11 protein-coding genes and 1 pseudogene are annotated in these 14190 nt (G+C 70.8%); 2 read left to right on the top strand and 10 right to left on the bottom strand.

What is annotated here, in order from left to right; translation table 11 throughout:
• Window positions 1-169: 169 nt before the first annotated feature.
• The 5 genes from AB0N16_RS31740 to betA form a co-directional block, all read right to left on the bottom strand.
• Window positions 170-1135, bottom strand: a complete 966-nt coding sequence (locus AB0N16_RS31740) for an ABC transporter substrate-binding protein (protein WP_365802678.1) — start codon at window positions 1133-1135, stop codon at window positions 170-172.
• A 14-nt stretch (window positions 1136-1149) separates the two neighbouring features.
• Complete coding sequence (locus tag AB0N16_RS31735; RefSeq protein ID WP_365802676.1) at window positions 1150-3123, bottom strand: ABC transporter permease subunit; 1974 nt, start codon at window positions 3121-3123, stop codon at window positions 1150-1152.
• Window positions 3123-4274: a glycine betaine/L-proline ABC transporter ATP-binding protein gene (locus tag AB0N16_RS31730; protein ID WP_365802674.1), complete on the bottom strand. Its 1152-nt coding sequence runs from the start codon at window positions 4272-4274 to the stop codon at window positions 3123-3125. Before AB0N16_RS31730 ends, AB0N16_RS31735 begins: the two co-directional genes overlap by 1 nt.
• Before the next feature lie 19 nt (window positions 4275-4293).
• Window positions 4294-5763: an aldehyde dehydrogenase family protein gene (locus AB0N16_RS31725; RefSeq protein ID WP_365802672.1), complete on the bottom strand. Its 1470-nt coding sequence runs from the start codon at window positions 5761-5763 to the stop codon at window positions 4294-4296.
• A 109-nt stretch (window positions 5764-5872) separates the two neighbouring features.
• Window positions 5873-7543 carry a choline dehydrogenase gene (gene betA, locus AB0N16_RS31720; RefSeq protein ID WP_365802670.1) on the bottom strand — a complete coding sequence of 557 codons (1671 nt, stop codon included), beginning with the start codon at window positions 7541-7543 and terminating at the stop codon, window positions 5873-5875.
• Window positions 7544-7693: 150 nt separating this feature from the next.
• On the opposite strand from betA, the gene AB0N16_RS31715 reads away from it, so the two are divergent.
• Window positions 7694-8491, top strand: coding sequence for an IclR family transcriptional regulator (locus AB0N16_RS31715; protein WP_365802668.1), 798 nt, complete (start codon window positions 7694-7696; stop codon window positions 8489-8491).
• 78 nt (window positions 8492-8569) lie between these two features.
• Here AB0N16_RS31715 and AB0N16_RS31710 read toward each other — a convergent pair whose 3' ends face one another.
• From AB0N16_RS31710 to AB0N16_RS31690, 5 genes and pseudogenes are all read right to left on the bottom strand, one after another.
• The gene (locus AB0N16_RS31710; protein ID WP_365802666.1) at window positions 8570-9703 is read right to left on the bottom strand and encodes an aromatic ring-hydroxylating dioxygenase subunit alpha; all 1134 of its coding nucleotides are present in this window, start codon (window positions 9701-9703) and stop codon (window positions 8570-8572) included.
• A gap of 52 nt (window positions 9704-9755) precedes the next feature.
• On the bottom strand, window positions 9756-10919 hold the full coding sequence (locus AB0N16_RS31705; protein WP_365802664.1) for an FAD-dependent oxidoreductase: 1164 nt from the start codon (window positions 10917-10919) through the stop codon (window positions 9756-9758).
• Window positions 10916-11278, bottom strand: a complete 363-nt coding sequence (locus AB0N16_RS31700; RefSeq protein WP_365802662.1) for a bifunctional 3-phenylpropionate/cinnamic acid dioxygenase ferredoxin subunit — start codon at window positions 11276-11278, stop codon at window positions 10916-10918. The genes AB0N16_RS31705 and AB0N16_RS31700 overlap by 4 nt, the downstream gene beginning before the upstream one ends.
• A gap of 244 nt (window positions 11279-11522) precedes the next feature.
• Window positions 11523-11891 (bottom strand): annotated as a pseudogene (locus AB0N16_RS31695) (zinc-binding dehydrogenase); the annotation flags it as partial.
• Window positions 11892-12161: 270 nt separating this feature from the next.
• Complete coding sequence (locus tag AB0N16_RS31690) at window positions 12162-12329, bottom strand: hypothetical protein (RefSeq protein ID WP_365802660.1); 168 nt, start codon at window positions 12327-12329, stop codon at window positions 12162-12164.
• A gap of 299 nt (window positions 12330-12628) precedes the next feature.
• Between AB0N16_RS31690 and AB0N16_RS31685 the strand changes: the two genes are divergently transcribed.
• A complete protein-coding gene (locus AB0N16_RS31685) occupies window positions 12629-14158 on the top strand; it encodes an SDR family oxidoreductase (protein ID WP_365802658.1) in 1530 nt (509 codons plus the stop codon).
• Window positions 14159-14190 lie beyond the last annotated feature (32 nt).

The raw sequence follows: 14190 nt of genomic DNA, 5'->3' as shown, positions 1-14190 counted from the left end.
ATTCAGGCTGCGCAACTCAATGTGCCCGTCGTCGAGGAGGGGTGTCAAGGGGCCCGGTGACGTCGGGAAATGGCCGGAAGGCAGGAGACAAAGGGCAACGCCCGGCGGGCGGTGCGCACAGTTGCGCACCGCCCACCGGGCGTACTGGACCGGCCTTTTGACTCCCCCTCTACTTCAACCAGGCCTCGACCTTCTCGCGATTGGCGTCGACCCACTTCTTGGCGGCCGCGTCGTCGGACATCTTGTCCACCGCGATGTACTTGGCCACGGTGTTCTGGTCGTCGTTGGTCCAGTTGAACTTCTTCACCAGGTCGTAGGCGGGACTGCCCGACTTGGCGAAACTCGCGCTGACGATCTTGTCCAGGTCGTAGACGGGGTAGTCGCAGGCGACCTTCGCCGCGTCGGCGTCACAGCCTGTCGTGTACTTGGGCAGGTCCACCTTCACCAGCGGTATCTCGGAGAGGAACCACTGCGGTTCGTAGAAGTAGCCGATGAGCCACTGCTTGTTCTTCTCGGCGGTCCGGAAGGCCTGGATGAGCGCGGTCTCGCTGCCCGCGTACACCACCTTGAAGTCCAGCTTCAGGTTCGTCACCAGGGCGGCGTCATTGGTGACGTACGACGGGTCGCCGTCGAGCAGTTGGCCCTTGCCGCCCGACTCGGACGTCTTGAACTCGGCGGCGTACTTGTCGAGGTTCTGCCACTTCGTGATGTCCGGGTGCGCCTTGGCCAGCCACGGCGGGACGTACCAGCCGATGACGCCCTTGTTGCCGGTCGAGCCGGCCTCGACGGCCGTCTTCTGCCCGGTGATGTACTTCTTCTTCAGATCGTCGTGGCCCCAGTTCTCCAGGATGGCGTCGACCTCGCCGGTGCCGAAGCCCTGCCAGGCGATCTCCTCCTTGAGGTCCTTCTTCTCCACCGTGCAGCCGAGGTCGTGTTCCGCGACGTACGCGACGACCGCCGCGTCCGCCTCGTAGCCCACCCACGGGTTGACGGCCAGGTTGAAGGTGCCGCACTTGCCGTCCGCGGACTTCGAGCCGGCGGAACTGCTCTCGCCGACCTTCGCCCCGCCGCAGGCCGTGAGGGTGAGGCCGAGGACGGCCAGGCCGGCCGCGCCTATGCGCCAGTGTTGTGCCATGGTGTCGGTGCTCCTTATGCCCGGGTGCGTCGCGCCGCAGCCTGAGTGATCCGGTCGAACATGACTCCGAGCAGGACGATGGCGAGCCCCGCCGCCAGCCCCTTGCCGTACAACTCGCCCTGCGAGAAACCGGCCACGACGTCGTAGCCGAGGGCGCCCGCGCCTACCAGGCCGCCCACCACAACCATCGACAGCACGTAGATCAGGCCCTGGTTGGTCGCGAGGGTGAGGGCGCCGCGTGCCATCGGCAGCTGAACCTTGGTGATGATCTGCCAGGTGTTGCACCCGGCCGAGGTGGCCGCCTCCACGGTGGACTCGGACACGTTCCGCACCCCGTCCGCGATGATCTTGATCGCTACGGGTGCCGCGTAGACGACGGCCGCGACGATCGCCGTGAAGCGGGTGGCGCCGAAGAGCGCCAGGAACGGCACGAGGTAGACGAAGGGCGGCATGACCTGGGCGGCGTCCAGGGCAGGCCGGATCAGCCGGTCCGCCGGCGCACTGCGTCCCATCCACACGCCGAAAACGACGCCGAGCAGCATCACCAGCACGGTGGCCACGGCCGTCGAGGCCAACGTGGTCATGCTGTCCGACCACAGGCCGGTGCCGACCAGCAGCCCGACGCAGGCGCCCGCCGTCACCCCGGCCCGCCAGCCGCCGAGGACCGCGCCGAGCGCGACCAGGGTGGCGCCGACGAGCCACCACGGGGAGTCCGTGAGCAGCGTCTGGAACGGGTTGAGCAGGCCGTTGGTGAGGGCGTCCCGCAGCGCGTTGGTCAGGCCGGAGAGATGGTCCTGGAGCCAGGTGGTCGCGGTGTCGGCGGCACTCGCGATGTGGGTGCCGACGGTGCCGTCGCCGGGGAACTCGGCCGCCCAGACGTAGGTGTGGGAGAGGTAGACCAGGACGGCGGCCGCGATGCCGCCGGCCGCCAGCAGCGGGCGGCGCCACTTGAGGAACGGGCCGCCGGCCCGGCGGGCCCCGGTGCGGGCGGCCGCCGCGGTGGTGACCCGGTCGAGCACGATGGCCATGACGACGATGGCGAGTCCGGCGTTGAAGGCGGTGCCGACGTCGAGGGACTGCAGGGCCTGTACGACGGTCTTGCCGAGGCCGGGCGCATCGATCAGGGCGGCGATGGTGACCATGGCCAGGGCGGCCATGATGGTCTGGTTGACGCCCATGACCACCGTGCGCCGGGACATGGGCAGCAGCACCTTCAGCAGTTGCTGCGTCCGTGTCGCGCCGAGCGAGTCGGCCGCCTCGACGGTGGTCTCCGGCACCGAGCGGATGGCGTGCGCGGTGATACGGATGGCGGGCGGGGCCGCGTAGATCACCGTGGTGATCACCGCGGAGGCCCCGCCGATGAGGAAGATCAGGGTCAGCGGGGCGAGGTAGACGAAGGTCGGCATCGTCTGCATGAAGTCCAGCAAGGGCGTCATGATCCGGTTGAACCGGTCGGAGAGTCCGGCCCAGACGCCCAGCGGGATGCCGATGAGCAGGGCCACCAGGACCGCCGACAGCGTCAGCGCCAGGGTGTCCATGCTCTCCTGCCACAGACCCTGGAGCCCGAAGAAGGTGAAGCCGGCCGCGGCCAGCAGCGCGACCCGCCAGTTGCCCACGGCCCAGGACACATAACCGGCGAGTCCGACGACGCCGAGCCAGCCGACCTGCGGGACCGGGCGGGACCCGGTGGGCTGGGAGATCAGCGACTGGACGAAGGTCACCAGGTTGTCGATGACCAGCCGGATCTCATTGAAGAAGTACAGAAAGACCGGGTTGGAGTTGCGGTTGGCGCCGATGCTGTCGTTGACGTCGTTCAGCCAGCGGTGCAGTCCGGTGAGGTCGGCGGCTGCCAGGGTCAGCGTCTGCCGGCCGCGCAGCACGGTGAAGAGCACCAGCCAGACGACCAGGACGGCCGCCACCACCATGGGGCGGCTCACCTTGTGGCGCAGGGCGGCGACCGGCACGGCCGCGTCGGCGACGGCGGCCATCAGGCGCCGCCTTCCTGTCCCGCGACGGCCGCTCCGGCGACGGGTGCTCCGGCGACGACCGCTCCGGCGACGGGTGCTCCGGCGACGACCGCGAGGATCTCCTCGTCGCCGACGATGCCGAGCAGCTTGCCGTGCTCGACGACCTTGACCGGTTTCTCCGCCGCGAGCACCGCCCGGGTGGCCTCGCGGACCACCACCTCCGGGCCCAACTCCGGTCCGTCCAGCGCGTCTTCGGGGGTGGCGGGCCGCATGATCCAGCGCAGGGTGAGGACGTCGCCGCGCGGTACGTCCTTGACGAAGTCCCGTACGTAGTCGTCCGCCGGGGCGCCGACGAGTTCGTCGCCGGTGCCGCACTGGACCATCCTGCCGTCTCGCATGATCAGGATGCGGTCGCCGAGCTTCAGTGCCTCGGAGAGGTCGTGGGTGATGAACACCATGGTCTTGCCGACCTCGTGGTGCAGGCGGACGACCTCGCTCTGCATGTCACGGCGGATCAACGGGTCGAGCGCGGAGAACGGCTCATCGAAGAAGAGGACGTCGGGATCGCCGGCCAGGGCGCGCGCGAGGCCGACGCGCTGCTGCATACCGCCGGAGAGCTGGTCGGGGTAGGAGTTCTCGTATCCGGCGAGGCCCACCAGTTCGACGACCTCCATGGCCTTCCTGGTCCGTTCGGCCCGGCCCATGCCCCGGATCTCCAGGCCGAACGCCACGTTCTCGACGACCTTGCGGTGCGGCAGCAGACCGAAGTGCTGGAAGACCATGGAGAACTTGCTGCGCCGCAGCTCCCGCAGCCGCCGGGCGTCGGCGCCCCGGATGTCCTCGCCCTCGAACACGATCTCGCCGGCGGTGGGTTCGATCAGCCGGGTCAGACATCGCACCAGGGTGGACTTGCCGGACCCGGACAGACCCATGACGACGAAGACCTCGCCGGGCGACACCTCGAAGTTCAGGTCCCGTACGGCGGCGGTGCAGCCCGTGCGGTCCATCAGTTCGCGGCGGGTGAGCCCGCACAACTCCTCGGAGCCCGGCACCTGGTCGGCCTTCGGCCCGAACACCTTCCACAGCCGGCGCACGGAGATGACCGGGGCGCGGTCCTCGGGGTCCTGGGACGTGTCGCGCCGCTGCGACACCTCGGTCTGGGCTGGGGTCATGATCGGCCTCTCTTCGCCGTCAGCCGCGGAACCAGTGCTGCGGCCGGGGTTGGATGTTCTGCCAGACGTGCTTGGGCTCTCGGTACTCGTCCAGGCCGGTCGGTCCCAGCTCGCGGCCCACGCCCGAGTGCCCGAAGCCACCCCATTCCGCTTGCGGCACGTAGGGGTGGTAGTCGTTGATCCACACGGTGCCGTGGCGCAGCCCCCGGGCGACCCGCTGTGCCTTGCCCGCGTCCTGCGTCCAGACGGCTCCGGCGAGGCCGTACTCCGTGTCGTTGGCGATACGGACGGCGTCGTCCTCGTCCTGGAAGCGCTCCACGGTCAGCACGGGTCCGAAGGACTCCTCGTGCACCACCCGCATGTCCTGCCGGCACTCGTCGAGGACGGTCGGCGGGTAGTAGAAGCCGTTCGCCAGCGCCGGGTCGTCGGGGCGTACCCCGCCGCAGCGCAGTACGGCGCCCTCGGCGAGACCGGCGGCGACATACGCCTCGACCTTCTCGCGGTGCTGTGCCGAGATGAGCGCCCCGGTCTCGGCCTCGGGGTCGAAGGGGCCGCCCAGGCGGATGAGTCGGGCGCGTCGCACCACCTCGTCGACAAAGGCGTCGTGGATCGAGTCCTCGACGATCAGCCGGGCGCCGGCCGAGCAGACCTGCCCGGAGTGCAGGAAGACGGCGGTGAGCGCGAAGTCGACGGCGGTGGCGAAGTCGGCGTCGGCGAAGACGACGTTGGGGTTCTTGCCGCCGAGTTCGAGGGCGACCTTCTTCACCGTGGCGGCCGCGGTGGCCATGAGATGCCGGCCGGTGTGCAGTCCGCCGGTGAACGACACCATGTCGACGGCCGGGTGCTCGGCGAGCGGCCCGCCCGCCTCGGGGCCGGCGCCCAGTATTAGGTTGGCGGCGCCGGCCGGCAGGCCCGCCTCGTCGAGGGCCTTCATCAGCAGGACCGAGGTGGAGGGGGTGAGTTCACTGGGCTTGAGGACGACGGTGTTGCCCGCGAGGAGGGCGGGTGCGACCTTCCAAGAGGCCTGCAACAGGGGGTAGTTCCAGGGGGTGATCAGTCCGCAGACGCCGACGGGTTCGTAGGTGACCCGGCTGAGGGCGTCGTCGCGGCCGGTGTCGACCACCCTTCCGGCGCTGGTGCCGGCGATGCCGCCGTAGTAGCGGAAGCAGGCGACGACGTCGGCGATGTCGTACTCGCTCTCCACCAGGCGTTTGCCGGTGTCGAGGGACTCGGCGCGGGCGAACTCCTTGGCGTCGCGCTCGATGATGCCGGCGGTGCGCAGCAACAGCGCGCCGCGCTCCCGCTCGGGGGTGCGCGGCCAGGGGCCGTCGTCGAAGGCGCGCCGGGCCGCGGCGATCGCGGCCTCGGTGTCGGGGCGGGTCGCCTCCGAGACCGTGGCGACGAGGGTACCGTCCGCCGGGCACCGGATCTCGCGCCGGCCGCCGACCACCGCCGCGCGCCATTCACCATCCACGTACAGATCTGCCACGGTCGCGCCCTTCGAGCCCGAATTCGTTGCGCATTGTGCATTTGATTGCTTTTGGTGGAACACCCTGACGAACGGACCGACCGCCGTCAAGAGGTCCGGGGAGAGTGCGCTATCCGGCCTGTTCCCGGGCGTCGCGGTGCCGGTGGTAGACGGCCTTCGACGCCGGCAGCGGCTCCTTGCCGAGGATGAGGTCGGCCGCCTTCTCGGCGATCATCATCACCGGGGCGTAGATGTTGCCGTTGGTGACGTACGGCATCACCGAGGCGTCCACCACGCGCAGTCCGTCCACTCCGTGCACCCGCAGGCTCAGCGGGTCGACGACGGACATCGCGTCCGTGCCCATCTTGCATGTGCAGGAGGGGTGCAGGGCGGTCTCGCCGTCCTTGGCGACCCAGGCGAGGATCTCCTCGTCCGTCGCCACGGACGGGCCGGGCGAGATCTCCCCGCCGTTGTAGGGGGCGAGCGCGGGCTGGTTGAGCAGCTCGCGGGCCACCCGGACCGCCTCGACCCACTCGCGGCGGTCCTGCTCGGTGGAGAGGTAGTTGAACCGCAGCGCCGGGTGTTCGCGCGGGTCCTTGCTCCGGATCTTCACCGAGCCGAGGGCGTCGGAGTACATGGGACCGACATGGACCTGGTAGCCATGGCCGCCGGCGGGTACGGAGCCGTCGTAGCGGACCGCGACGGGCAGGAAGTGGAACATCAGGTTGGGGTAGTCCACGTCCTCGTTGCTGCGGCAGAAGCCGCCGGCCTCGAAGTGGTTGGTCGCGGCCGGCCCCTTGCGGAACAGCCACTGCAGGCCGATGAAGGGGGCCCGCCACTTCGCCAGGTACGGCTGGACGGAGACGGGCTGCTTGCAGGCGTACTGGATGTACACCTCCAGGTGGTCCTGGAGGTTCTCGCCGACGCCCGGCAGATCGTGCACGACGTCGACGCCGAGGGCACGCAGTTCCTCGGCGTTGCCGACGCCGGAAAGCTGGAGCAGCTGCGGGGAGTTGATCGCGCCGCCGCACAGGATGACCTCGGCGGCCCGGACCTGTCGGAGGGCGCCCCTGCCCCGCTGGTACTCGACACCGACGGCTCTCTTCCCCTCGAAGAGGACGCGGGTGACGAGGGCGCGGGTCTTCACGGTGAGGTTGGGGCGTTTCCTGGCGGGTTTGAGGTACGCCTTGGACGCGGACAGGCGCCGGCCGCGGTGCACGTTGCGGTCGAACTTGGCGAAGCCCTCCTGCCGGTAGCCGTTGACGTCGTCGGTGGGCGGGTAGCCCGCCTCCTCGGTGGCCTTGAGGAAGGCGGAGAAGAGCGGGCCCTCGGCCGGGCCGCGTTCCAGCACGAGCGGTCCGTCATGGCCACGGAACTCGTCGTCGGGGTCGGCGGCCAGGCAGTTCTCCATCCGGCGGAAGTACGGCAGACAGTGGGCGTAGTCCCAGGTCTCCATGCCCGGGTCGGCGGCCCAACGCTCGTAGTCCATGGGGTTGCCGCGCTGGAAGATCATGCCGTTGATGCTGCTGGAGCCGCCCAGCACCTTGCCGCGGGCGTGGTAGACACGGCGGCCCCCCATGTGGGGCTCCGGCTCGGACTCGTACTTCCAGTCGTAGAAACGGCTTCCGATGGGGTAGGTCAGCGCGGCGGGCATATGGATGAACACGTCCCACGGGTAGTCCGGACGGCCCGCCTCCAGCACCAGCACCCGGTTGCCCGGGTCGGCCGAGAGCCGGTTCGCCAGTGCGCTGCCGGCCGATCCGCCGCCGACGATGACGAAGTCGTACTGCAAGGGAGCCATGGTGCCTCGTCTCGCTCGCGCCGTCGATGTGCGCGGCATGCTAGTACGGGTATCGCTATGCGCACCAGGTTGCGAACAACGCAACTTGTAAGATCTTTGTTCACACCAGGTTTCTTGGGCGCTGTTGTTTACTCCGCGTATAGTTTCGTTATGAGCAACTACAGCCCGGACACAGAAACGAACGGCTCATCCTCCGGCGGCGTGCAGTCCGTCGACCGCGCCATCAGCGTCCTGGAGATCCTCGCCCAGCGCGGCGAGGCGGGCGTGAGCGAGGTGGCCGCCGAGATCGAGGTACACAAGTCGACCGCGTTCCGCCTGCTCGGCGCTCTGGAGGCGCGCGGTCTGGTGGAGCAGGCGGGCGAACGGGGCAAGTACGCGCTCGGGTTCGGCATCGTACGTCTGGCGGGCGCCGTCACCGGACGTATCGACGTCACCCAGCAGGGCCGTCAGGTCTGCGAGCGGCTGGCCGAGGAGATCGGCGAGACGGTCAACATCGCGGTGATGCAGGAGCACTACGCGATCAACCTCTACCAGGTACGCGGTACGGCGGCCGTCACCGCGCACAACTGGGTAGGCCAGCTGACCCCGTTGCACGCCACCTCCAGCGGCAAGATCATGCTGGCCCATCGGCCGGCGAAGGAGCGGGCCGCGCTGATCTCGGACGGGGGCCTGAAGAAGCTCACGCCGCACACCATCTCCACCAAGGCGAAGCTGGAGAAGAACCTCGCCGAGGCCCGGGAGCGAGGTTACGCCTGGACGTTGGAGGAGCTGGAGATCGGGCTGCACGCCATGGCCGCGCCGATCCGGGACCGGGAGGGCAAGGTCGCCGCGTCGATCAGTGCCTCCGGGCCGTCCTACCGGTTCACCGAGGAGCGGATGCACGAACTGGCTCCGGTGCTGGTCAAGGGCGCCGCCGAGATCAGCCACCGGATGGGGTTCCTGGGCTGAGCGCCCCGAAGGCGACCGCCGTACGGCCCGCGTCCGCGTTCCGCGCGGGCCATGGGGCTCCCTCCCCTGTCAGTCCCGTCACTCCGGCTGCCGGGTACCGAGCCGCTCGTGCACCCAGTGGTGGAAGGCGCCGATGTGGTGCTCGCTGGGCACCAGCACACCGCCCTTGGCATACAACCGTGAGCTCATCCCTGGCTGGGTGCGCTCGCAGGCGTCGAAGTCCTGGCGGTTGACCCGGTCGAAGAGCTCCACGGACCGGCTGACGTCCTTGCCGCTCTCCACGACGTGCGGAAGGTAGAGCCAGTCGCACTCGACGACCGTCCGGTCCACGGCCACCGGGTACATCCGGTGGAAGATCACATGGTCGGGCACGAGGTTGATGAACACCTGCGGTTTCACGGTGATCGCGTAGTACCGCCGGTCCTGGTCCGCGGCGACCGAGGGGATGCGGTCGAGCCCCTCGGAACCGTCGACGGTGAAGCCCTGGACGTCCGCGCCGAACTCGGCGCCGTGGCCCACGTAGTACTGCGCCGCGTATCCGTCGGCGAACTCGGGCAGCACCTCGGTGAGTTCGGGGTGGATGGTGGCGCAGTGGTAGCACTCCATGAAGTTCTCGACGATGAGCTTCCAGTTCGCCCGCACGTCGTAGACGATCCGCCGGCCCACCAACAGGTGGTCGATGTCGTAGCGCTCGATCGATGCGGTGTCGCCCAGCCGCTCGACGACGGCCCCCAGCACGTCCTCCTCGAAGGAGGGCGGGTCCTCCGCCAGGCACACCCACACATAGCCCAGCCATTCCCGCACGGCCACACTCACCAGGCCGTACTCGGTACGGCCGACGTCGGGCATCTTGGTGAGGTTGGGTGCCGCGACCAGCCTGCCGTCCAGGTCGTAGGTCCAGGCATGGTACGGGCACTGGAAGGCGCGCCTGACCTCGCCGGAGTCCTCGGTGCACAGCCTGGCCCCGCGGTGCCGGCAGACGTTGAAGTAGGCGCGGACCGAACGGTCCCGGGCCCGGGTGACGAGGATGCTCTCGCGGCCGACGTCGACCGTGCGGAACGCGCCGGGCTTCGGCAGGTCCGTCGCGCGGGCGACGCAGAACCACATCGTCTCGAAGATGCGTTCCTGTTCCTGGGCGAAGATGCCGGGATCCGTGTAGGCGGAACCGGGGAGGGTGGCGATCAGGCTGTCCGGCAGGCTGGTCGAGGTCACGGTGCACTCCTCGGAGAACGTCGTGGATCGATGGGGCGGCGCGGGCGCCGGGTCAGGACGCGGTGGTGTCGAACTGCTTGCGCAGGCGGGTGAAGAGCCGCGGCTGGTTCATCCCGAGCACGGCGACCGGCCGGCCCGCCCGCCGGTAGACGGCGAGGAAGCTGCGGTCGTCGGTCGAGCCCTCCTCGACCGTCACGTCGTCGGCCCCGGCGGCGTGCCCGACGAACTGGATCTTCACGCCGTACTGGTCGGACCAGAAGTACGGGGGCCTGGGGACGCCGGGTTCCGTCGCGCCGTACGCGAGGAGCGCGGCGACCGCGGCGGCCGGCCGTTCCAGTGCGCCGGTCCAGTGCTCGACCCTGCGATGGCCACCGGCGTGCGGGTCGTACCAGTTGGCGCAGTCGCCGACGGCGACCACCCCGGCCACGCTGGTACGCCCGTCGGCGCCACACTTCACCCCGTTGTCGAGCGCGACGCCGGAGCCCTCCAGCCACTCGACGCAGGGACGCGCCCCCACGCCGACGACGACGGTGTCGGCGGGCACACTGCGGCCGTCCTCCAGGAGGACGGCCGCCACCTGGCGCTCGCCGCTCAGCCCCTTGACCCCGACCCCGCACAACAGCCGTACGCCGTGGTCGGCATGGAGGGCGGAGACGACGGCGCCCATGGCCGGGCCGAGCGGTCCGGCCAGCGGGGTCGGCGCCGCCTCCACCACGGTCACGTCCAGCCCGAGGACGTACGCCGTGGAGGCGACCTCGGCGCCGACGAACCCGCCGCCGATCACCACAAGGCGGCCGCCCCGGGAAAGATCGCGTCGCAGGGCGCGGGCGTCGTCGAGGGTGCGCAGCACATGGACCCCGGCGAGGCCCTCGGTGCCGGGCAGGGTGCGGGCGACGGCGCCGGTCGCGACCACCACGCCGTCGGCGCGGACCTCCCGGCCGTCGGCGAGCCGGATCGCCCTCCCGGTGCGGTCCAGGCCGGTGGCGCGCGCCCCGAGCAGCCACTCCGCGCCAAGTTCCTCGTCGTCCCGCTCCAGCGCCAGGTCCGCCTCGCCGAGCGTGCCGGCCAGGAACTCCTTGGACAACGGCGGCCTGTCGTACGGGCGGTGGGGCTCGTCGCCGATGACGACCAGCCGGCCGTCGTACCCCCGCTGCCGCAGCGAGCGCGCGGCCGACAGCCCGGCCAGGGAGGCGCCCACCACGGCTATCGTCCTCACGCCGCGCCTCCGGCGAGCCGGGCGGCGACGCACGGCGGCAGGTTGGGTGCCTCGGCGGACAGCCGGACATGGATGGTGCCGTCCTCGACGACGACCTCGTGGGTGCGGACCGGTCGCTTGGCCGGGGGTGCGTCCACGGCGCCGGTCCGCAGGTCGAACTTGGAGGCGTGCAGGGGGCATTCGACCTCGCGGCCCTCCAGCCAGCCGTCGGCGAGCGAGGCGTCCTGGTGGGTGCACGTGTCGTCGATGGCGAAGAGCTCGCCGTCCTCGGTGTGGAAGACCGAGACGGGCGGGTCGATATCGAGCCGGTGGGCCTCGCCTCGCGGCAGATCCGCGAGACGGCACGCGGGAATCATCATGACACCTCGGTGCGTATAGCGAAACGGAGTGCGATGAGCGCAACGAGTGTCAGTCTGAGGGCGCCTCCGAAGCGTTGTCAAGGCGTTCTCTCGCCGGTCTGCGCAGGCCGCGGCGCCGGCTCCCGGGCCCGCCGAAGTGCCCTAGAGAGCAAGGGGGAACAGGGGAAACGGGCGTCCCTCGAGCGACCCACGAGTGCGACGACGCGGGGCGGTCAGCAACCGCGGTCGATGCGCCCCCGGCTCGTCACCGGACCACCACCGAGCCCAGGACGTCGCCGTGGCGCATCTTTTCGAAGGCCTTCTCGACCTCGTCCCGCACGAGGGTCTCGGTGACGCAGGGGTCCGGGGGCGGCAACTCCAGCCTCATCTCCGGGGTGGCCACGCCGACCAGCACCACGGTCCCCGCGAGAGCACGGGCGTAGCGGGCCGGACGGTGGCTCTCCGCCCGGCCCACCGCCTCGATCACCACGCCGGCGCCGAATCCGCCGGTCGGCTCCCGCACCGCGTCGACGGCGTCGGTCTCCCGGGAGTTGACGGCGTGCGGGGCGCCGAGCCTGTGCGCCATGGTCGGCTTACGGTCTACGGCGTCCACCGCGATGATCCGCACCGCCCCGCCAGGTCCGAGCCGAGGACCGCGGCGGCGCCCCTGCCCACCCTCACCTTGCAGCCGGCGCAACACGGTTCGGCGGAGCCCGGAACCGGCGGACAAGGACACGCCGTCTTCATGCGCTCCCGCGGCTCCGCCGCTGCGAGTCCGAGGACGTCCTGGCGGCCGCGGTGCTAGGGACCCGCACGGCGGTGTGCGCCGACACCGCCGGGCGGTACCACCGGAAGGGCGGAACAGCCGCTTCCCGGACCGACCGCTCCCGGCCGGACGAGGGGGTCAGTCGTCGTCGGAGCCGGGGACGACGACCAGGAAGGCGTCCGTCCGCAGATCCATCACGACCGTCGCGGGCTCGCCCGCTGCGCGGCGCTCCGCCGCGTACTCCTCCGCCGGCCACGATCCCCGCGGAGCTCCAGCGGGGAAACGTTCCAACACCTTGGCGCTCATAGCGGCAGACACCTCCAGCGTCCTTCCTTCGGCCTGATCCGGCCCCTGTCCTGCGGTTCGTCTGCCCGCGATGGGCGCGGACATGCCCCAGGAGCCGGCGCGCCCGGGCGACCCGCGCGGGGTCGGCCAGCGCCTCCCTGAGCCGCGAGGCCGGGACCGGGACGTACACCGGGCCCGGCATCCGCCGCTCCCGGTCGACCGTTGTCGCCGGCGGGCAGACCATGGAATCCGCCGCATCCGCAACGACGGCACAGGTGGAAGTTGTCTCCAGGGGGGCTGACGCGGAGGACGCAGAGCCGATGAACGCTGACGACCACGCCCCCGGCCCGCGTTGCCTGGTGACCGGGGCGACCGGATACATCGGCGGCAGACTGGTTCCGGAACTGCTCGCCGAGGGCCATCGGGTGCGCTGTCTGGCGCGCTCCCCCGGCAAGCTGCGCGACCACCCCTGGGCCGGGCGGGCGGAGGTGGTGCAAGGTGATGTCACGGACGCCGCCGGCGTCGCCGAGGCCATGCGGGGTGTCGACGTCGCCTACTACCTGGTGCACGCGCTGGGCAGTGGCGACGACTTCGAGGCTACCGACCGCAGGGCGGCGCGGATCTTCGGCGAGGCGGCCCGGGCCGCGGGGGTGCGGCGTGTCGTCTACCTCGGTGGTCTGACGCCGTCGGGCGTGCCGGAGTCCGAGCTGTCGCCGCATCTGCGGTCGCGGGCCGAGGTGGGCCGCATCCTGCTGGACTGCGGTGTGCCCACGACCGTCCTTCGTGCCGCCGTCGTCATCGGTTCGGGCTCCGTCTCCTTCGAGATGCTGCGCTATCTCACCGAACGTCTGCCGGTCATGATCACCCCCAGCTGGGTGTGCACCCGCATCCAGCCCGTGGCGGTCCGCGACGTGCTGCGGTATCTCGTCGGCAGTGCCCGGATGCCGGCCGGCGTCAGCCGCGCCTTCGACATCGGCGGACCGGACGTCCTGACCTACCGCGACATGATGCTGCGGTACGCGGCGGTCGCCGGACTGCCCCGCCGGGTCATCCTCCCCGTGCCGGTGCTGACCCCCGGCCTGTCCAGTCACTGGGTCGGGCTGGTCACCCCGGTCCCCGCGTCCATCGCCCGGCCGCTGACCGAGTCGCTGCGCCACGAGGTCGTCTGCCACGAGCACGACATCGCGCGGTACGTGCCGGAGCCGCCCGGCCATCCATTCGGCTTCGACGAGGCGGTACGGCTGGCCCTGCAGCGCATCCAGGACGCGCAGGTGACCACCCGCTGGTCGTCGGCGGCGGTGCCGGGCGCGCCCAGCGACCCGCTGCCCACCGACCCCGACTGGGCGGGCGGCAGTCTGTACACGGACCGACGGGAGCTGACCGTGAACGCCTCGCGCGAGGCCCTGTGGCGGGTGATCGAGGGGATCGGCGGGGACAACGGCTGGTACTCCTTCCCGCTGGCCTGGGCGGTACGGGGCCGCCTGGACCGGCTGGTGGGCGGGGTGGGGCTACGCCGGGGGCGGCGGGACGCGGCGCGGCTGCGGGTCGGCGATTCGCTGGACTTCTGGCGGGTGGAGGAGGTCGAGCCCGGCCGTCTGCTGCGGCTGCGGGCCGAGATGCGGCTGCCGGGACTCGCCTGGCTGGAGATGTACGCCGACACCGACCCCGGGGGCCGCACCCGCTACCGCCAGCGGGCCGTGTTCCATCCGCACGGACTGCTCGGCCACGCCTACTGGTGGAGTGTCTCCCCCTTCCACGCGGTCGTGTTCGGCGGCATGGCCCGCAACATCGCGCTCGCCGCGGCCCGCGTCCCGGCGACCTTCGCGAGGGAGTCCAGACCTGGCGGGTGACGACCGCATCCGCGGTGCCCGTCGGGCCGGAA

This window comes from Streptomyces sp. NPDC051105 (assembly GCF_040682795.1).
In the GTDB taxonomy this organism is placed as follows: Bacteria; Actinomycetota; Actinomycetes; order Streptomycetales; family Streptomycetaceae; genus Streptomyces.
Note: the sequence above shows the minus strand (reverse complement) of the source record. Positions and strands in the feature narration are given on the sequence as shown.

Excerpts from the sequence above, each read along its gene's own strand:
- AB0N16_RS31740 (WP_365802678.1), bottom strand. The coding sequence starts at position 1,135 with ATGGCACAACACTGGCGCATAGGCGCGGCCGGCCTGGCCGTCCTCGGC.
- AB0N16_RS31735 (WP_365802676.1), bottom strand. The coding sequence starts at position 3,123 with ATGGCCGCCGTCGCCGACGCGGCCGTGCCGGTCGCCGCCCTGCGCCAC.
- AB0N16_RS31730 (WP_365802674.1), bottom strand. The coding sequence starts at position 4,274 with ATGACCCCAGCCCAGACCGAGGTGTCGCAGCGGCGCGACACGTCCCAG.
- betA (WP_365802670.1), bottom strand. The coding sequence starts at position 7,543 with ATGGCTCCCTTGCAGTACGACTTCGTCATCGTCGGCGGCGGATCGGCC.
- AB0N16_RS31715 (WP_365802668.1), top strand. The coding sequence starts at position 7,694 with ATGAGCAACTACAGCCCGGACACAGAAACGAACGGCTCATCCTCCGGC.
- AB0N16_RS31700 (WP_365802662.1), bottom strand. The coding sequence starts at position 11,278 with ATGATGATTCCCGCGTGCCGTCTCGCGGATCTGCCGCGAGGCGAGGCC.
- AB0N16_RS31690 (WP_365802660.1), bottom strand. The coding sequence starts at position 12,329 with ATGAGCGCCAAGGTGTTGGAACGTTTCCCCGCTGGAGCTCCGCGGGGA.
- AB0N16_RS31685 (WP_365802658.1), top strand. The coding sequence starts at position 12,629 with ATGAACGCTGACGACCACGCCCCCGGCCCGCGTTGCCTGGTGACCGGG.